The organism is Rhizobium sp. AG855, from assembly GCF_003610655.1.
GTDB lineage: Bacteria > Pseudomonadota > Alphaproteobacteria > Rhizobiales > Rhizobiaceae > Allorhizobium > Allorhizobium wuzhouense.
In genome coordinates, this window is the sequence record NZ_RAQG01000003.1 from 1,888,097 (window position 1) to 1,903,453 (window position 15,357).

The 15,357-nt window shown below is 59.6% G+C and carries 28 protein-coding genes; all 28 read right to left on the reverse strand.

The window, feature by feature from the left end:
* Positions 1 to 59: 59 nt before the first annotated feature.
* The 28 genes from rplQ to DFO46_RS24255 all read right to left on the reverse strand — a co-directional run bounded on the left by rplQ (position 60) and on the right by DFO46_RS24255 (position 15,355).
* Positions 60 to 482: a 50S ribosomal protein L17 gene (gene rplQ / locus DFO46_RS09230; RefSeq protein ID WP_054158119.1), complete on the reverse strand. Its 423-nt coding sequence runs from the start codon at positions 480 to 482 to the stop codon at positions 60 to 62.
* A gap of 116 nt (positions 483 to 598) precedes the next feature.
* Positions 599 to 1,609 carry a DNA-directed RNA polymerase subunit alpha gene (locus tag DFO46_RS09235; RefSeq protein WP_062282933.1) on the reverse strand — a complete coding sequence of 337 codons (1,011 nt, stop codon included), beginning with the start codon at positions 1,607 to 1,609 and terminating at the stop codon, positions 599 to 601.
* Between the two features lie 97 nt (positions 1,610 to 1,706).
* Positions 1,707 to 2,096, reverse strand: coding sequence for a 30S ribosomal protein S11 (rpsK, locus tag DFO46_RS09240; protein ID WP_015915761.1), 390 nt, complete (start codon positions 2,094 to 2,096; stop codon positions 1,707 to 1,709).
* Between the two features lie 129 nt (positions 2,097 to 2,225).
* A complete protein-coding gene (gene rpsM, locus DFO46_RS09245) occupies positions 2,226 to 2,594 on the reverse strand; it encodes a 30S ribosomal protein S13 (RefSeq protein WP_062282930.1) in 369 nt (122 codons plus the stop codon).
* Positions 2,595 to 2,822: 228 nt separating this feature from the next.
* Positions 2,823 to 3,473, reverse strand: coding sequence for an adenylate kinase (locus DFO46_RS09250; protein WP_110793250.1), 651 nt, complete (start codon positions 3,471 to 3,473; stop codon positions 2,823 to 2,825).
* Positions 3,470 to 4,810: a preprotein translocase subunit SecY gene (secY, locus tag DFO46_RS09255; protein ID WP_110793251.1), complete on the reverse strand. Its 1,341-nt coding sequence runs from the start codon at positions 4,808 to 4,810 to the stop codon at positions 3,470 to 3,472. The genes DFO46_RS09250 and secY overlap by 4 nt, the downstream gene beginning before the upstream one ends.
* A 238-nt stretch (positions 4,811 to 5,048) precedes the next feature.
* Positions 5,049 to 5,528, reverse strand: a complete 480-nt coding sequence (gene rplO / locus DFO46_RS09260; protein ID WP_120277102.1) for a 50S ribosomal protein L15 — start codon at positions 5,526 to 5,528, stop codon at positions 5,049 to 5,051.
* A 16-nt stretch (positions 5,529 to 5,544) separates the two neighbouring features.
* Positions 5,545 to 5,754, reverse strand: coding sequence for a 50S ribosomal protein L30 (gene rpmD, locus DFO46_RS09265; RefSeq protein WP_006728669.1), 210 nt, complete (start codon positions 5,752 to 5,754; stop codon positions 5,545 to 5,547).
* A 14-nt stretch (positions 5,755 to 5,768) separates the two neighbouring features.
* Positions 5,769 to 6,338, reverse strand: coding sequence for a 30S ribosomal protein S5 (gene rpsE / locus DFO46_RS09270; protein ID WP_110793253.1), 570 nt, complete (start codon positions 6,336 to 6,338; stop codon positions 5,769 to 5,771).
* 143 nt (positions 6,339 to 6,481) lie between these two features.
* The gene (rplR, locus tag DFO46_RS09275; protein WP_110793254.1) at positions 6,482 to 6,844 is read right to left on the reverse strand and encodes a 50S ribosomal protein L18; all 363 of its coding nucleotides are present in this window, start codon (positions 6,842 to 6,844) and stop codon (positions 6,482 to 6,484) included.
* A 12-nt stretch (positions 6,845 to 6,856) separates the two neighbouring features.
* Complete coding sequence (gene rplF, locus DFO46_RS09280; protein WP_110793255.1) at positions 6,857 to 7,390, reverse strand: 50S ribosomal protein L6; 534 nt, start codon at positions 7,388 to 7,390, stop codon at positions 6,857 to 6,859.
* A 44-nt stretch (positions 7,391 to 7,434) separates the two neighbouring features.
* On the reverse strand, positions 7,435 to 7,833 hold the full coding sequence (rpsH, locus tag DFO46_RS09285) for a 30S ribosomal protein S8 (RefSeq protein ID WP_062282905.1): 399 nt from the start codon (positions 7,831 to 7,833) through the stop codon (positions 7,435 to 7,437).
* A 12-nt stretch (positions 7,834 to 7,845) separates the two neighbouring features.
* The gene (gene rpsN, locus DFO46_RS09290; protein WP_110793256.1) at positions 7,846 to 8,151 is read right to left on the reverse strand and encodes a 30S ribosomal protein S14; all 306 of its coding nucleotides are present in this window, start codon (positions 8,149 to 8,151) and stop codon (positions 7,846 to 7,848) included.
* Between the two features lie 33 nt (positions 8,152 to 8,184).
* Positions 8,185 to 8,742: a 50S ribosomal protein L5 gene (rplE, locus tag DFO46_RS09295; RefSeq protein ID WP_110793257.1), complete on the reverse strand. Its 558-nt coding sequence runs from the start codon at positions 8,740 to 8,742 to the stop codon at positions 8,185 to 8,187.
* Positions 8,735 to 9,043 (reverse strand): 50S ribosomal protein L24, encoded by a 309-nt coding sequence (gene rplX / locus DFO46_RS09300; RefSeq protein ID WP_110793258.1) that lies wholly within the window; start codon positions 9,041 to 9,043, stop codon positions 8,735 to 8,737. Before rplX ends, rplE begins: the two co-directional genes overlap by 8 nt.
* 14 nt (positions 9,044 to 9,057) lie before the next feature.
* Positions 9,058 to 9,426, reverse strand: coding sequence for a 50S ribosomal protein L14 (gene rplN / locus DFO46_RS09305; protein WP_003495199.1), 369 nt, complete (start codon positions 9,424 to 9,426; stop codon positions 9,058 to 9,060).
* A 229-nt stretch (positions 9,427 to 9,655) separates the two neighbouring features.
* A complete protein-coding gene (rpsQ, locus tag DFO46_RS09310; protein WP_062282893.1) occupies positions 9,656 to 9,892 on the reverse strand; it encodes a 30S ribosomal protein S17 in 237 nt (78 codons plus the stop codon).
* 13 nt (positions 9,893 to 9,905) lie between these two features.
* Positions 9,906 to 10,106, reverse strand: coding sequence for a 50S ribosomal protein L29 (gene rpmC / locus DFO46_RS09315; protein WP_110793259.1), 201 nt, complete (start codon positions 10,104 to 10,106; stop codon positions 9,906 to 9,908).
* Between the two features lie 11 nt (positions 10,107 to 10,117).
* Positions 10,118 to 10,531 (reverse strand): 50S ribosomal protein L16, encoded by a 414-nt coding sequence (gene rplP, locus DFO46_RS09320; protein WP_009109534.1) that lies wholly within the window; start codon positions 10,529 to 10,531, stop codon positions 10,118 to 10,120.
* A 39-nt stretch (positions 10,532 to 10,570) separates the two neighbouring features.
* Positions 10,571 to 11,302, reverse strand: a complete 732-nt coding sequence (gene rpsC, locus DFO46_RS09325) for a 30S ribosomal protein S3 (protein WP_110793260.1) — start codon at positions 11,300 to 11,302, stop codon at positions 10,571 to 10,573.
* Positions 11,302 to 11,691: a 50S ribosomal protein L22 gene (rplV, locus tag DFO46_RS09330; protein WP_062282888.1), complete on the reverse strand. Its 390-nt coding sequence runs from the start codon at positions 11,689 to 11,691 to the stop codon at positions 11,302 to 11,304. The genes rpsC and rplV overlap by 1 nt, the downstream gene beginning before the upstream one ends.
* A 2-nt stretch (positions 11,692 to 11,693) precedes the next feature.
* Positions 11,694 to 11,972: a 30S ribosomal protein S19 gene (gene rpsS / locus DFO46_RS09335; protein WP_062282885.1), complete on the reverse strand. Its 279-nt coding sequence runs from the start codon at positions 11,970 to 11,972 to the stop codon at positions 11,694 to 11,696.
* Positions 11,973 to 11,987: 15 nt separating this feature from the next.
* Positions 11,988 to 12,824, reverse strand: coding sequence for a 50S ribosomal protein L2 (gene rplB / locus DFO46_RS09340; protein WP_110793261.1), 837 nt, complete (start codon positions 12,822 to 12,824; stop codon positions 11,988 to 11,990).
* 17 nt (positions 12,825 to 12,841) lie between these two features.
* The gene (locus DFO46_RS09345) at positions 12,842 to 13,135 is read right to left on the reverse strand and encodes a 50S ribosomal protein L23 (RefSeq protein ID WP_062282880.1); all 294 of its coding nucleotides are present in this window, start codon (positions 13,133 to 13,135) and stop codon (positions 12,842 to 12,844) included.
* Positions 13,132 to 13,752, reverse strand: a complete 621-nt coding sequence (gene rplD, locus DFO46_RS09350) for a 50S ribosomal protein L4 (RefSeq protein WP_120277103.1) — start codon at positions 13,750 to 13,752, stop codon at positions 13,132 to 13,134. The genes DFO46_RS09345 and rplD overlap by 4 nt, the downstream gene beginning before the upstream one ends.
* 13 nt (positions 13,753 to 13,765) lie before the next feature.
* A complete protein-coding gene (gene rplC, locus DFO46_RS09355) occupies positions 13,766 to 14,404 on the reverse strand; it encodes a 50S ribosomal protein L3 (RefSeq protein ID WP_110793263.1) in 639 nt (212 codons plus the stop codon).
* A 173-nt stretch (positions 14,405 to 14,577) separates the two neighbouring features.
* Complete coding sequence (gene rpsJ, locus DFO46_RS09360; RefSeq protein WP_009109911.1) at positions 14,578 to 14,886, reverse strand: 30S ribosomal protein S10; 309 nt, start codon at positions 14,884 to 14,886, stop codon at positions 14,578 to 14,580.
* A 376-nt stretch (positions 14,887 to 15,262) separates the two neighbouring features.
* Complete coding sequence (locus DFO46_RS24255) at positions 15,263 to 15,355, reverse strand: hypothetical protein (protein WP_280969261.1); 93 nt, start codon at positions 15,353 to 15,355, stop codon at positions 15,263 to 15,265.
* Between the last annotated feature and the right edge of the window lie 2 nt (positions 15,356 to 15,357).

Sequence of the window (15,357 nt, forward strand, 5' to 3'; positions counted from 1 at the left end):
GCAAAAAGCCGGGTGATCGCTCACCCGGCTTTTTTCGTCCTTCCCTTACGGGAGGTAACTTACGCTGCTTCAGCTTCGGCTTCGGCGGCAACGCGGGCCTTGTCGGCTGCGCCCTTGGCGTCGACGTCGCGTTCAACGAACTCGATGACGGCCATGGCGGCGTTGTCGCCCTGGCGGAAACCGGCCTTCATGATACGCAGGTAGCCGCCGTTGCGGGTTGCGTAGCGCGAAGCGATGGCGTCGAACAGCTTGGCGACGACGGCAACGTCGCGGATCTGCGAGATCGCCTGGCGGCGAGCATGCAGGTCGCCGCGCTTGCCGAGGGTGACGAGCTTTTCGACGATCGGGCGAATTTCCTTCGCCTTCGGCAGGGTGGTGACGATCTGCTCATGCAGGATGAGCGAAGCCGCCATGTTGGCGAACATCGCCTTACGGTGGCTGGCGGTACGGTTCAGCTTGCGGCCGGCTTTCTGGTGGCGCATTGCTATTCTCCTTTAAGTGCAGGCTCTGTCTCAGAGGCTGCCGTTTCCTGACACATACGGGCATTCGCCCGCAGTTTGACGGGGAAAGGCAGATCTAGAGGCTGCCTTCACTGTTATTAATACTGGTCTTCGTAACGCTTCGCGAGATCTTCGATGTTCTCGGGCGGCCATGCCGGTACTTCCATACCGAGGTGCAGGCCCATGGACGCGAGAACTTCCTTGATTTCGTTGAGCGACTTGCGACCGAAGTTCGGCGTGCGCAGCATTTCTGCCTCGGTCTTCTGGATCAGATCGCCGATGTAGACAATGTTGTCGTTCTTCAAGCAGTTCGCCGAACGGACCGAAAGCTCCAGTTCGTCGACCTTCTTGAGCAGAGCCGGGTTGAAGGCGAGTTCGGTAACCGACTCTTCTTCGACTTCCTTCTGCGGCTCGTCGAAGTTGACGAAGACGCCGAGCTGGTCCTGGAGAATGCGGGCTGCGAAAGCAACTGCATCTTCACCGGTGACCGAACCATCGGTTTCGATGGTCATCAGCAGCTTGTCGTAATCGAGAACCTGTCCTTCGCGGGTGTTTTCCACCTTGTAGGACACCTTCTTGACCGGCGAGTAGAGGCTGTCGACCGGGATCAGGCCGATCGGAGCATCTTCCGCGCGGTTGCGCTCGGCCGGGACGTAACCCTTGCCGTTGTTGACCGTGAACTCCATGCGGATTTCTGCGCCTTCATCGAGGGTGCAGATGACATGGTTGGGGTTCAGGATCTCGATGTCGCCGACCGTCTGGATGTCACCGGCGGTAACCACGCCCGGCCCCTGCTTGCGGACAACCATGCGCTTGGCATCGTCGCCGTCCATCTTGATGGCGATTTCCTTGATGTTCAGGACGATGTCGGTGACATCTTCGCGAACGCCAGGGATAGACGAGAACTCGTGCAGAACGCCGTCGATCTGGACAGCGGTAACCGCTGCACCCCGAAGCGACGACAGGAGAACGCGACGCAGAGCGTTACCGAGCGTCAGGCCGAAGCCACGCTCGAGCGGCTCGGCGACGAGGGTCGCCTTGGTGCGGCCGGAGGAGGAAAACTCCACCTTGTTCGGCTTGATCAGTTCCTGCCAATTCTTCTGAATCATGATTTTACCTTCCGTTCGCCATCACCATTCAATCGTGACGGCCGAATATGAGAAGCACCGGGAAGGCGAACCGCCTGCCCGGCAAGACGAAGAATGATTAGACGCGACGCTTCTTGCGCGGACGGCAGCCATTGTGCGGGATCGGCGTCACGTCGCGGATAGACGTGATCATGAAGCCGGCAGCCTGGAGGGCGCGCAGAGCGGATTCACGACCCGAACCCGGACCGCAGACTTCCACTTCGAGAGACTTCATGCCGTGTTCCTGGGCCTTCTTGGCGCAGTCTTCAGCAGCGATCTGGGCCGCGAACGGGGTCGACTTACGCGAACCCTTGAAGCCCTTAGCACCAGCAGACGACCAGGCAATCGCGTTGCCCTGTGCGTCGGTGATGGTGATCATCGTGTTGTTGAAGGTCGAGTTGACGTGCGCGACGCCCGACGAGATGTTTTTACGTTCGCGACGGCGAACGCGTGTGGCTTCCTTGGCCATGGTCTTCCTTTCAGTTGATCTAAGCACCGCCGTAATGCCAGCGGCTACACCAATCGAGGCAATAGGTTTTAGGCAGTAGCCAGTAGTATCCCTACCGCCCACTGCCTATTGCCAACTGCCTCGAAAAAATTACTTCTTCTTACCAGCGATCGCCTTCGCCGGACCCTTGCGGGTGCGGGCGTTGGTGTGCGTGCGCTGACCGCGAACCGGCAGGCCGCGACGATGACGCAGGCCGCGGTAGCAGCCGAGGTCCATCAGACGCTTGATGTTCATCGCGGTATCGCGACGAAGATCACCTTCGACCTGGTAGTCGCGGTCGATGGTTTCGCGGATGGCCAGAACTTCGGCGTCGGTCAGCTGGTGTACGCGCTTTTCAGCGGGCAGGCCGACCTTTTCCATGATTTCCTGTGCAAACTTCGGTCCGATCCCGTGAATATAGGTCAGCGCAATAACAACGCGCTTCGCAGTCGGGATGTTGACGCCAGCGATACGTGCCACGCCTATTCTCCTTGCTTCCAGTTGCCATCCGGCAAGTGGTGTCTCGTTACACGGCCCGAATGAGCCGCAATTACAAATCGGGTTCTCAACACGTCAAAACGATCGAACCCGGTCTTCCGTCTCAGGAAGAACGCGCCGATCGCAGTCATGTCGCGAGTTGGCGCGGTCTTTAGCGGAATCAGTCGACAAAAGCAACCGACGCCACGAAGATTCTTGGAACCGCCCGGGTCAGACCCGGGCGAGGATGGCTTCGATCTCGGCCGTGACGGCATCGATCTCGCCCATGCCGTCGACCGAATGCAGCTTACCCTTGGCGTGGTAATAACCGATCAGCGGCGATGTTTCCTTGTAGTAGGCCTGGAGACGGGTACGGACCGTCTCCCTGTTGTCGTCGGGGCGGCGCTTGAAATGCGTGGAACCGCACTTGTCGCAGACACCCTCCACCTTCGGCTTCAGGTTTTCGTCGTGATAACCGGCGCCACAGTTGGCGCAGGTGTAACGACCGGCGATTCGATCCGCGAGGATCTCGTCGTCGACGCGGATCTCGATGACCGCCGACAGGTCGATATTCTTGCCGGACAGCATGGCTTCGGTCGCGTCGGCCTGGACCAGCGTGCGCGGGAAGCCGTCAAGGATGAAGCCATTGGCGCAATCGGGCGCGTCAATGCGCTCGGACACGATGGCGATGACGATCTCGTCAGAAACCAGCCTGCCGGCGTCCATGACGGCCTTGGCGCGCTTTCCGACCTCCGTGCCGGCGGAAACCGCTGCACGAAGCATGTCACCGGTGGAGAGCTGCGGGATGCCGTGCTTCTCCACGATCCGCTGGGCCTGGGTCCCCTTGCCCGCGCCCGGCGGTCCTAACAGAATCAGTCTCATCGTCCCCTCTTTCCTCCACGCAGCTTCGACTTCTTGATCAGGCCTTCATATTGCTGGGCGATCAGATGTCCCTGGATCTGTGCTACAGTATCAAGGGTGACGCTGACAACAATCAAAAGCGACGTACCACCAAGGGCTAATGGGATGCCGGTGCGTGCGATGAGGATTTCGGGAAGAATGCAGACGAAGACGAGATAGATCGCGCCGATGACCGTGATGCGGGTCAGGACGTAATCGATGTATTCAGCCGTGCGATCACCGGGGCGGATGCCCGGGATGAAGCCGCCATGCTTCTTCAGGTTATCGGCCGTGTCCTTCGGGTTGAAGACGATGGCCGTGTAGAAGAAGGCGAAGAAGGCGATCAGAGCCGCATACATCAGCATATAGACCGGCTGGCCGTGGCTGAGGGACGCGATGATGGTCGTTGCCCAGCCCGGCATCTGCGAGCTGCCAGCGAAGCCTGCAGCCGTTGCGGGCAAAAGCAGCAGCGAGGATGCGAAGATCGCCGGGATGACGCCCGAGGTGTTCAGCTTCAGCGGCAGGTGCGAGGTGTCGCCCTGGAACATGCGGTTGCCGACCTGACGCTTCGGATACTGGATCAGAAGGCGACGCTGCGCGCGCTCGACGAAGACGATCAGCGCGATGACACCAATGGCGACGATCACGACGGCGAAGATCAGGAAGGTCGAGAGCGCGCCGGTACGGCCCAGTTCGAGCGTGTGGGCGATCGCGGTCGGCAGGCCGGCGGCGATGCCGGCGAAGATGATCAGCGAAATGCCGTTGCCGATGCCGCGCGACGTGATCTGCTCACCGAGCCACATCAGGAACATGGTGCCGCCGAGCAGCGTCAGCACGGTCGAGATCTTGAAGAAGATGCCGGGATCGACAACGATTCCCTGGCCGGATTCCAGACCCACCGCGATGCCATAGGCCTGCAGGGCGCCGAGCAGAACGGTGCCGTAACGGGTGTACTGGTTGATGATCTTGCGGCCCTGCTCGCCTTCTTTCTTGAGATTCTCGAGCGCCGGCACGACCGAAGTCATGAGCTGCACGATGATCGAGGCCGAGATATAGGGCATGATGCCGAGGGCGAAAATCGCCATGCGCTGGACAGCGCCACCGGCAAACATGTTGAAGAGGCCGAGAATGCCGCCGGACTGGCCCTGGAAGGCCGCCGCATAGGCTTCGGGATTGAGGCCAGGCAGCGGAATATGCGTGCCGAGGCGATAGACCAGCAATGCGGCCAGGGTGAACCACAGACGCTTCTTCAGATCTTCCGCCTTGGCGAAAGTCGAGAAGTTGAGGTTCGAGGCCAGTTGTTCCGCTGCAGAAGCCATGAAATTCTCCGCAAACCTTGACCGGCAACGCGACTTTCGCGGCCGTAGGCTATTCGTTCAAACTGTTTTTCAGAAAACAGGGCGCGGGGAGAAGTTGGCCAGCAACCGCATGCCTCACACCCTTGTTTTCCAGATGACCCGGAAGACGAAACGACGTCCATTCCGTCCTGGGATCGTGAGGCTCACATATGGGAGCAAAATCGCCCGGTGTGAAGCACCCCGGGCGATTGTCAGTCACTTATTCAGCGGCTTCCTTGGCTGCTTCGAGCAGCTTGATGGAACCGCCAGCCTTTTCGATCTTCTCGACGGCGGCCTTGGAGGCACCGGCGACTTCGATCGTAAGCTTGGCCTTCAGGTCGCCGTCGGAGAGAACGCGAACGCCGTCCTTGGCGCGGCGGATCACGCCGGCTGCCTTGAGCGAAGCGGCATCAACCGTTGCCTTGGCGTCGAGCTTGCCAGCATCGATCGCGGTCTGGATACGGCCGAGCGAAACGGTGACGTATTCCGATGCGAAGATGTTGTTGAAGCCGCGCTTCGGCAGGCGACGATAGATCGGCATCTGGCCGCCTTCGAAGCCGTTGACGGCAACGCCGGAACGAGCCTTCTGACCCTTCACGCCGCGACCACCGGTCTTGCCCTTGCCCGAACCAATACCGCGACCTACGCGGATACGGTCCTTAGAAGCGCCTTCGTTGTCTTTGATTTCATTCAGTTTCATGATGACTTCCCCCGTCTCACTTCTCGTCGACGACGCGAACGAGATGCTGGACAGCACGGATCATGCCACGAACGGAAGGCGTATCTTCCAGGGTGCGGACCCGGTGCATCTTGTTGAGGCCCAGACCGACCAGCGTTGCGCGCTGGACTGCCGGACGGCGAATGGGCGAACCGATCTGCTCGACCGTGATCGTCTTTGCTTCAGTCTTCTTCGTAGCCTTGGCCATGGTTCAGACTCCTCTTATTCTTCAGCTGCGTTGCCGGAGGCGGCGCGGCGAGCCTGGAGCGTGGCGTACTTCAAGCCGCGCTGAGCTGCCACATCCTTCGGATGCACCTGAGCCTTCAGGGCGTCGAACGTGGCGCGAACCATGTTGTACGGGTTCGACGAGCCAGTCGACTTGGCGACGACGTCGTGCATGCCGAGCGTTTCGAACACGGCGCGCATCGGACCACCGGCGATGATACCGGTACCAGCCTTGGCGGCGCGCAGGAGAACCTTGCCGGCGCCATGACGACCGTTGACGTCGTGATGCAGGGTGCGACCGTCACGCAGCGGAACGAAGATCAGTTCGCGCTTGGCGGCTTCGGTGGCCTTGCGGATGGCTTCCGGCACTTCACGTGCCTTGCCATGACCGAAGCCAACGCGGCCCTTCTGGTCGCCGACGACGACGAGGGCTGCGAAGCCGAAGCGACGGCCGCCCTTAACTACCTTGGCGACGCGGTTGATGGCGACCAGCTTGTCGACAAATTCGCTATCGCGTTCTTCACGGTTCTGGCGATCATCGCGCGAACCACGCTTTTCTTGTGCCATTGTCCTTTTCCTTTTTCTTTTCCGGGTGCAATCGGCAGATTACGCAAAGTTCCACCCTGCCCTGTCGGGTCAAGGTGGAATCCGGTGTGGCCGGCTCTATAGGCCGGATATCCGCCCGAGCGCAAGCCCGGGCGGAAACATGATCAGAAGGAGAGACCGCCTTCGCGGGCCGCTTCTGCCAGGGCCTTGATGCGGCCATGATAGATGAAGGCGCCACGATCGAAGACAACTTCCTTCACGCCAGCCTTGGTTGCGCGCTCGGCAACCAGCTTGCCAACGGCAGCAGCTGCTGCGGTGTCGGCGCCGGTCTTGAGCTCGGCCTTCAGGCCGCCATCGAGGGTCGAAGCAGCCGCAAGGGTCTTGCCAGCGACGTCGTCGATGATCTGAGCGTAGATGTTCTTCGAAGAGCGATGTACCGACAGACGCGGACGGCCATTGGCCACCGCTTTGATCTGACGCCGTACGCGGTTCGCACGGCGAACAAGTGCTTCTTTTCTGCTTGCCATTTCGCGCGTTCCTTACTTCTTCTTGCCTTCTTTGCGGACGATCCGCTCTTCGGCATACTTGACGCCCTTGCCCTTGTAGGGCTCCGGACCGCGATATTCGCGGATCTCGGCGGCAACCTGGCCGACCTGCTGCTTGTTGATGCCGGACACGATGATTTCGGTCGGCTTCGGAACAGCGATGGAGATGCCAACCGGCGGCTCATAGACGACGTCATGGCTGAAGCCGAGCGCGAGCTGCAGGTTCTTGCCCTGCAGCGATGCACGGTAACCAACGCCGTTGATTTCGAGCTTGCGCTCGTAACCGTCCTTGACACCCTTCAGGATGTTTTCGACCATCGTGCGGGACATGCCCCACTTGGAACGAGCATCCTTGGAGTCGTTGATCGGCAGGACGACAACAGCGTTGTCTTCGAGCTTCACGGAGATTTCGTCATTTGCGACGAAGAAGAGTTCACCCTTCGGGCCCTTGACGGAGACCTTCTGGCCTTCGACAGTGGCGGTCACGCCAGCCGGAACCGGAACGGGCTTCTTACCGATACGAGACATAGTTTTTATCCTGTCTGTTCGCTATGGAGTTCCCCTGCGCTGTCTTAGAAGACAGAGCAGAGAACCTCACCACCAACGTTCTGTTCGCGAGCCTGGTGATCGGCCATCACACCCTTCGGAGTCGAAAGGATGGTGATGCCGAGGCCGTTCGCGACCTGCGGGATGGACTTGACCGAGACATAAACTCGGCGGCCCGGCTTGGAGACGCGGCCGATTTCGCGAATGACCGAAGCACCTTCGTAGTACTTCAGCTCGATCGTGAGCTCGGACTTGCCATTGCCGTAATCGACCTGGCTGTAGCCGCGGATGTAACCTTCGGCCTGCAGAACGTCGAGAACGCGGGCGCGCAGGTTCGAGGCCGGGGTGTTAACCGAGCTCTTGCGGCGTGCGGCGCCATTGCGGATGCGGGTGAGCATATCGCCCAACGGATCAGTCATCGTCATTTGCGCGTCTCCTTACCAGCTCGACTTGACAATGCCCGGCACCTTGCCGGAATTGCCGAGGTCGCGGAGTGCGATACGGGACATGCCGAGCTTGCGATAAAACGCACGCGGACGGCCGGTCACTTCGCAACGGTTGCGGATACGGGTCTTGGAGCCATCGCGCGGCAGATCCGCCAGCTTCAATGTTGCCTTGAACCGTTCTTCAATCGAGAGCGACTGGTTCATAATGATCGCCTTCAGCGCGGCCCGCTTAGCGGCGTGCTGACCGACCAACTTGCGGCGGCGCTTGTTCTTTTCAACTGCGCTTGTCTTCGCCATATGGAAGTTCCTCTTCTACGCTCGTCGTTACGGTTACGTGCGGAACGGGAAGTTGAACTCTTTCAGAAGAGCCCGAGCTTCGTCGTCCGAGTTTGCCGTCGTGCAAACGATGATGTCCATGCCCCACATCTGATCAACCTTGTCGTAGTTGATCTCAGGGAACACAATGTGCTCCTTGATGCCCATGGCGAAGTTGCCACGGCCGTCAAAGCTTTTCGGGTTCAGGCCCCGGAAGTCGCGAACGCGCGGAAGCGCGATGTTGATCAGGCGGTCCAGGAATTCGTACATGCGGGCGCCGCGCAGGGTAACCTTCGCGCCGATCGGCATGTTTTCACGAACCTTGAAACCAGCGATCGAGTTGCGCGCCTTGGTGATGACCGGCTTCTGGCCAGCGATCGCAGCAAGGTCAGCAGCAGCAACAGAAGGCTTCTTGGAGTCGGCAGTCGCCTCGCCCACGCCCATGTTGATGACGATCTTGTCGAGCTTCGGAATCTGCATCTCGTTTGCGAACGAGAACTGCTCCTGCAGCGCTGCACGAATGCGCGTTACATACTCGGTCTTGAGCCGCGGCTCATACTTTGCCTCAGCCATCGATGACATCTCCCGAACGCTTGGCCACACGCACCTTCTTGCCGTCTACGACCTGGAAGCCAACGCGGGTCGGCTTGCCGTCCTTGCCGACGATGGCAATGTTGGACAGGTGAATGGATGCTTCCTTGTTGATGATGCCGGCTTCCTGCGTCTGTGTCTGACGCTGATGGCGCTTCACCATGTTGATACCACGCACTACGGCGCGATCTTCCTTCGGCAGGACCTGGAGGACTTCGCCAGTGCGGCCCTTGTCCTTGCCGGAGAGTACGACGACGTTGTCGCCCTTGCGGATCTTATTCATCGCTTCCCGCTCCCTTACAGTACTTCTGGAGCCAGCGAGATGATCTTCATGTGGTTCTTGGCGCGAAGTTCGCGCGGAACCGGTCCGAAGATACGGGTGCCGATCGGCTCTTTCTTGTTGTCGATAAGAACAGCAGCGTTGTTATCGAATCTGATGACGCTGCCGTCAGCGCGACGGATGTCCTTGGCGGTGCGAACGACAACCGCCTTCATCACATCGCCCTTCTTGACGCGGCCGCGCGGGATCGCTTCCTTGATCGAGACGACGATAATGTCGCCGACCGAAGCGTACTTGCGCTTGGAGCCGCCCAGCACCTTGATGCACATGACACGACGTGCGCCGGAATTATCCGCGACGTCGAGGTTAGTCTGCATCTGAATCATGTCAGGTCGCCTTCTTGTTGTAACCCGAACGGTTGGGCATACGCCCCCTATTCCGGCTTATGATAAATTTCGAGAGTGCGCGGGAAGATAAATACAGGGTGGTTTCCCATAAGGGACCTTCCGTGCGCTCAAAGCAAAAGAACGCCCGTAAGGGGGCGTTCCCAGCCAGTGGCCTGCTTCATACAAGATTCTGCGCAAGGTGCAAGCCCCTGCGCAGAAACTCGTCAAATTAAGCCTGGGCGGAGATAACCGTCCAGCACTTGTCCTTGGAGATCGGTGCGCATTCCTCGATGGAAACGACGTCACCGGTCTTGTACTGGTTGTTTTCGTCATGGGCCTTGTACTTCTTCGACCGGCGAACGGTCTTCTGAAGCAAGGGATGTGCGAATCGACGCTCAACGCGAACAACGACAGTCTTGTCGTTCTTGTCGCTGACAACTACGCCCTGCAGAATGCGTTTCGGCATATTCTTCTGGTCCTTAGGCCTTGGCTTCTGCCGCCTTCTGGCGGGCAATGGTTTTCACGCGTGCGATGTCACGACGAACTTCCAGGATACGGGAAGACTTCTCAAGCTGGCCGGTGGCCTTCTGGAAGCGCAGGTTGAACTGCTCCTTCTTCAGCTTGGCAAGCTCGTCGTTCAGCTGATCGGCGCTCATGGCGCGGACGTCTGCGGCTTTCATGGGCTCAATCCTCACTCTGCAATGCGCTGTACGAAGCGCGTCTTGACCGAGAGCTTGGCCGAACCGAGACGGAGCGCTTCGCGAGCGATCTCCTCGGATACACCGTCGATCTCGAACATCATTCGGCCGGGCTTGACCTTGCAAGCCCAGTATTCGACCGAACCCTTACCCTTACCCATACGAACTTCGGTCGGCTTTGCCGTGACCGGAACGTCAGGGAATACGCGGATCCATACACGGCCCGCACGCTTCATGTAGCGGGTGATCGCACGACGGGCTGCTTCGATTTCGCGAGCATTCACGCGGTTGGGTTCGAGAGACTTCAGGCCGAATTCGCCGAATGCCAGATCAAAACCGCCCTTGGCGACGCCCTTGATGCGCCCCTTGAACTGCTTGCGGTACTTTGTACGCTTTGGCTGCAACATTTTCTTACTTCTCCGAGCTTATCTTTCGCCAGCGTTCAATCAAGCGTTCTCGCGGCGACGGTCGCCACGATCACCGCGTTCACGGCTTGCCGGACCCTGGGCATCGCCCTCGAGTGCACGGCGCTCAGACGCCATCGGATCATGCTCAAGGATTTCGCCCTTGAAGATCCAGACCTTCACGCCGCAGATGCCGTAGGCGGTTTCCGCTTCCGACGTGCCGTAGTCGATGTCGGCACGCAGGGTGTGAAGCGGAACGCGACCTTCGCGGTACCATTCGGTACGCGCGATTTCAGCACCACCGAGACGGCCGGCGCAGGTGATCTTGATGCCTTCGGCACCCAGACGCATTGCCGACTGTACGGCGCGCTTCATGGCGCGACGGAAAGCGATACGACGCTCGAGCTGCTGGGTAATCGACTGGGCAACGAGGGTTGCGTCGATTTCCGGCTTGCGCACTTCAACGATGTTGAGGTGCGTTTCCGAGTTGGTCATCGACGAGATCTTCTTGCGAAGCTTCTCGATGTCTGCACCCTTCTTGCCGATGATCAGACCCGGACGAGCCGAGTGGATCGTGACGCGGCACTTCTTGTGCGGACGCTCGATGACGACCTTGGCGATGCCGGCCTGCTTGAGCTCTTCCATCAGGTAGGCGCGGATCTTCAGATCTTCGTGCAGCAGCTTGCCATACTCGGCATTGTCCGCGAACCAGCGGCTATCCCAAGTGCGGTTGATGCCCAGGCGAAAACCTGTCGGATTGATTTTCTGACCCATTATGCGGCCTCCCCTTTGGCTTCGACTTCGCGCACGACGATCGTCAGGTGCGAGAACGGCTTTTCGATGCGCGATGCGCGGCCGCGGCCACGAGCGTGGAAACGCTTCATGGTGATCGACTTGCCAACATAGGCTTCGGCGACGATCAGCTGATCGACGTCGAGGTCATGGTTGTTCTCGGCGTTTGCGATGGCCGATTCCAGGGTCTTCTTGACCGTGCCGGCGATGCGCTTGCGGGAGAATTCGAGATCAGCGAGAGCGCGCTCGACCTTCTTGCCGCGGATGAGCGCGGCAACCAGGTTGAGCTTCTGGGGGCTGACGCGGATCGTGCGCGCAATGGCTTGCGCCTCGTTGTCCTTCAGCCGGCGTTCGGCTTTTGCCTTGCCCATCGTTACTTCCTCTTCGCCTTCTTGTCCGCACCGTGACCGTAGTAGGTCCGGGTGGGAGCGAATTCACCGAACTTGTGGCCGACCATGTCTTCGTTGACAGAGACGGGCACATGCTTTGAGCCGTTGTAGACGCCGAAAGTGAGACCGACGAACTGCGGCAAGATGGTGGAGCGACGGCTCCACATCTTGATCACTTCGCTACGACCGCCTTCACGAACCTTCTCAGCCTTCTTGAGAAGATAGCCGTCAACGAACGGGCCTTTCCATACTGAACGAGCCATTTCTGACTACCTCTCTTACTTCTTCTTCAGGTGGCGCGAGCGCATGATGAACTTGTCGGTCGACTTGTTCGAGCGAGTCCGCTTACCCTTGGTGGGCTTACCCCACGGGGAGACCGGGTGACGACCACCCGACGTGCGGCCTTCACCACCACCGTGGGGGTGGTCGACCGGGTTCATGACGACACCGCGGTTATGCGGGGTCTTGCCGCGCCAGCGGGTACGACCCGCCTTGCCATCATTGATGTTGCCGTGGTCCGGGTTGGAAACGGCGCCGACGGTGGCCAGGCAGGAGCCCGGGACCAGACGCTGTTCGCCGGAGTTCAGGCGAAGGATTGCCATGCCGGCATCGCGGCCGACCAGCTGAACATAGGTGCCTGCAGAGCGGGCGATCTGACCGCCCTTGCCCGGCTTCATTTCCACGTTGTGGATGATGGAGCCGACCGGGATGTACTGCAGCGGCATCGCATTGCCGGGCTTTACGTCGACAGCCTTCTCAGAGGCGATCACCTTGTCGCCGACAGCGAGACGCTGCGGAGCCAGGATGTAGGCCTGTTCGCCATCAGCATAGGTGATGAGGGCGATGAAGGCGGTGCGGTTCGGGTCGTATTCCAGACGTTCTACTGTGCCTTCGACGTCGAACTTGCGACGCTTGAAGTCAACGAGACGGTAGGTACGCTTGTGACCACCACCGATGAAGCGAGCCGTGATGCGGCCGAGGTTGTTACGACCACCGCTCTTGGACAGACCTTCCGTCAGCGCCTTGACCGGCTTGCCCTTCCAGAGGCCCGAGCGGTCGACGATGACCAGCTGACGCTGGCTCGGGGTCGTCGGATTATAGCTTTTCAATGCCATTGTTCTTGTTCCCTACCTCAGACGCCCGTCGACACGTCGATGGACTGACCTTCAGCGAGCGTAACGATCGCCTTCTTGACGTCCTTCTGCTTGCCGATGAAGCCGCGGAAACGCTTTGTCTTGCCCTTGCGGAGCAGCGTATTGACGGCGGTGACCTTGACGCCGAAGAGAGCCTCGACAGCAGCCTTGATTTCCGGCTTGCTGGCGCCCTTGGCGACGTTGAAGACGACCTGGTTGTTCTCAGACACCATGGTCGACTTTTCCGTGATCGACGGAGATACGATCACGTCGTAGTGGCGAAGATCCGTCATTTGAACCGCTCCTCCAGAGCTTCCACAGCCGCCTTCGACAGGACGAGCTTGCCGCGGCGCAGGATGTCATAAACGTTGATGCCCTGAACCGGCAGAACATCGATGTTCGGGATGTTTGCGGCTGCGAGCTTGAAGTTGCTGTCGATTTCGGCACCGCCGATGACGAGAGCATTGGTGAGGCCGAGCGAGGCGAAGGTGCCGACCAGGGTCTTGGTCTTGGCTTCGGCAGCAACCAGATTATCAACGATGATCAGGTCTTCCGACTTCAGCTTTGCCGACAGGGCGTGACGCAGAGCGAGTGCACGAACCTTCTTCGGCAGGTCATGGGCGTGGCTGCGAACAACCGGGCCATGAGCCTTACCACCGCCGCGGAACTGCGGAGCGCGGGCCGAATGGTGACGAGCACGACCGGTGCCCTTCTGCTTGTACATCTTCGCACCGGTGCGCGAGACTTCAGCGCGGGTCTTGGTCTTGTGCGTGCCCTGGCGCTTCTTGGCCAGCTGGTAGCGGACCATGCGGGCAATGATGTCTTCGCGCGGCTCAAGGCCGAAGATTTCGTCAGACAGAGAAACCTTGCCGGCGTCCTTGCCCGAGAGGGTCTTGACGTTCAATTCCATGTGCTTGGCTCCCTTACTTCGACGACTTAACGGCGTCGCGGACGATGATCCAGGAACCCTTGGAACCGGGCACTGCGCCCTTTACCAGGATGAGACCGCGATCTTCATCAGTCGAAACGACTTCGAGGTTCTGGGTGGTGACGCGGGTCTGGCCCATGTGACCAGCCATGCGCTTGCCCTTCCAAACGCGGCCCGGATCCTGGTTGGAACCGGTCGAACCGTGCGAACGGTGCGAGACGGAAACACCGTGGGTCGCGCGCAGACCACCGAAGTTGTGGCGCTTCATGGCACCGGCAAAACCCTTACCGATCGTCGTGCCCGTGACGTCGACCAGCTGGCCGGCTTCAAAATGGCTCGCGGTCAGCTGTGCGCCGACATCGATGAGGTTTTCTTCGGAAACGCGGAATTCAACGAGCTTGGCCTTGGGCTCAACGCTCGCTGCTGCGAAGTGACCACGAAGGCCCTTCGTCGTGTTCTTGACCTTCGACGTACCGGCGCCGAGCTGAAGCGCGACATAGCCGTTCTTGTCGGCCGTGCGCTGCGCGACGACCTGTACGTTATCCAGACGCAGAACTGTAACCGGGACATGTTCGCCGGCGTCGTTATAGACGCGGGTCATACCCACTTTCTGTGCAATCACACCTGAACGCATTGGTTCATTCCTCTTGAGAGTCGCGGACGGGATCTCGCGATCCTGACCTTTCCTCTTTGTTTAAGGATTCCACTCCGGCCCTTCCGAACCTTCGGGTTTCCCGTTTCGAGAAGTCGTTGGCAGGTCTTGCCACGTACCTTCCTTGTTATTTCGGCTCTCGCCGGAATTCCTTCTTAGAGCTTGATCTCGACGTCGACGCCGGCAGCCAGGTCGAGCTTCATCAGCGCGTCCACGGTCTGGGGGGTCGGATCAACGATATCGAGCAGGCGCTTATGCGTGCGCATTTCAAACTGTTCGCGGCTCTTCTTGTCGACGTGAGGCGAACGGTTGACGGTAAATTTTTCAATGCGTGTCGGGAGCGGAACCGGGCCGCGGACGCTGGCACCGGTGCGCTTTGCCGTCTGCACGATTTCGCGCGTGGAGGCATCGAGAACCCGGTGATCAAACGCCTTCAGGCGGATGCGGATATTCTGGCCGTTCATTCGACTTGTCCTTGTTTCTTTTCTTGCGTCCCGCATACGCAGAGACAGTGAATTACCATGACTGGCCGGCCCCAAATTTTCAAAAATCACAGCGACATCATGGATGCCGCTGTCACTCTTCTATTCCTGAGGAGCCCTGCCGAACTCGACCCGTCACCAGGCCTTTGAAAACTGCAGCGCTGAGAATCCGCCGTGCAAATCACCGCGCGATTCTGATCGTGGCCGGCGACATACACCGCAAACGGCCTCTCGTCAATTGGTCACGCTGACCGAAATGCCGAGCTCTGCTTTCACTGCATCACTGGCTTGCGCCAGCTGCAGCTAGAAATGCGAAGCGGCCTCGGACCGGTAGCCCGAGGCCGCTTCCCGTAATCGATTACTCGATGATCGAGGCGACGATGCCGGCGCCGACGGTGCGGCCGCCTTCGCGGATCGCGAAGCGCAGCTTTTCTTCCATCGCGATCGGCACGA

Bases quoted from the DNA above. Each gene is read 5' to 3' on its own strand.
- rplQ (WP_054158119.1), bottom strand. From the start codon at position 482: ATGCGCCACCAGAAAGCCGGCCGCAAGCTGAACCGTACCGCCAGCCAC.
- DFO46_RS09235 (WP_062282933.1), bottom strand. From the start codon at position 1,609: ATGATTCAGAAGAATTGGCAGGAACTGATCAAGCCGAACAAGGTGGAG.
- rpsK (WP_015915761.1), bottom strand. From the start codon at position 2,096: ATGGCCAAGGAAGCCACACGCGTTCGCCGTCGCGAACGTAAAAACATC.
- DFO46_RS09250 (WP_110793250.1), bottom strand. From the start codon at position 3,473: ATGAGACTGATTCTGTTAGGACCGCCGGGCGCGGGCAAGGGGACCCAG.
- secY (WP_110793251.1), bottom strand. From the start codon at position 4,810: ATGGCTTCTGCAGCGGAACAACTGGCCTCGAACCTCAACTTCTCGACT.
- rplO (WP_120277102.1), bottom strand. From the start codon at position 5,528: ATGAAACTGAATGAAATCAAAGACAACGAAGGCGCTTCTAAGGACCGT.
- rpmD (WP_006728669.1), bottom strand. From the start codon at position 5,754: ATGGCCAAGGCTACGAAGAAGACTGAAGCAAAGACGATCACGGTCGAG.
- rpsE (WP_110793253.1), bottom strand. From the start codon at position 6,338: ATGGCACAAGAAAAGCGTGGTTCGCGCGATGATCGCCAGAACCGTGAA.
- rplR (WP_110793254.1), bottom strand. From the start codon at position 6,844: ATGGCAAGCAGAAAAGAAGCACTTGTTCGCCGTGCGAACCGCGTACGG.
- rplF (WP_110793255.1), bottom strand. From the start codon at position 7,390: ATGTCTCGTATCGGTAAGAAGCCCGTTCCGGTTCCGGCTGGCGTGACC.
- rpsH (WP_062282905.1), bottom strand. From the start codon at position 7,833: ATGACGATGACTGATCCGTTGGGCGATATGCTCACCCGCATCCGCAAT.
- rpsN (WP_110793256.1), bottom strand. From the start codon at position 8,151: ATGGCGAAGACAAGCGCAGTTGAAAAGAACAAGCGCCGCCGCAAGTTG.
- rplE (WP_110793257.1), bottom strand. From the start codon at position 8,742: ATGGCTGAGGCAAAGTATGAGCCGCGGCTCAAGACCGAGTATGTAACG.
- rplX (WP_110793258.1), bottom strand. From the start codon at position 9,043: ATGAATAAGATCCGCAAGGGCGACAACGTCGTCGTACTCTCCGGCAAG.
- rplN (WP_003495199.1), bottom strand. From the start codon at position 9,426: ATGATTCAGATGCAGACTAACCTCGACGTCGCGGATAATTCCGGCGCA.
- rpsQ (WP_062282893.1), bottom strand. From the start codon at position 9,892: ATGCCGAAACGCATTCTGCAGGGCGTAGTTGTCAGCGACAAGAACGAC.
- rpmC (WP_110793259.1), bottom strand. From the start codon at position 10,106: ATGAAAGCCGCAGACGTCCGCGCCATGAGCGCCGATCAGCTGAACGAC.
- rplP (WP_009109534.1), bottom strand. From the start codon at position 10,531: ATGTTGCAGCCAAAGCGTACAAAGTACCGCAAGCAGTTCAAGGGGCGC.
- rpsC (WP_110793260.1), bottom strand. From the start codon at position 11,302: ATGGGTCAGAAAATCAATCCGACAGGTTTTCGCCTGGGCATCAACCGC.
- rplV (WP_062282888.1), bottom strand. From the start codon at position 11,691: ATGGGCAAGGCAAAAGCCGAACGCCGGCTGAAGGACAACGAGGCGCAA.
- rpsS (WP_062282885.1), bottom strand. From the start codon at position 11,972: ATGGCTCGTTCAGTATGGAAAGGCCCGTTCGTTGACGGCTATCTTCTC.
- rplB (WP_110793261.1), bottom strand. From the start codon at position 12,824: ATGGCATTGAAAAGCTATAATCCGACGACCCCGAGCCAGCGTCAGCTG.
- DFO46_RS09345 (WP_062282880.1), bottom strand. From the start codon at position 13,135: ATGACGGATCTTCGCCACTACGACGTGATCGTATCTCCGTCGATCACG.
- rplD (WP_120277103.1), bottom strand. From the start codon at position 13,752: ATGGAATTGAACGTCAAGACCCTCTCGGGCAAGGACGCCGGCAAGGTT.
- rplC (WP_110793263.1), bottom strand. From the start codon at position 14,404: ATGCGTTCAGGTGTGATTGCACAGAAAGTGGGTATGACCCGCGTCTAT.
- rpsJ (WP_009109911.1), bottom strand. From the start codon at position 14,886: ATGAACGGCCAGAATATCCGCATCCGCCTGAAGGCGTTTGATCACCGG.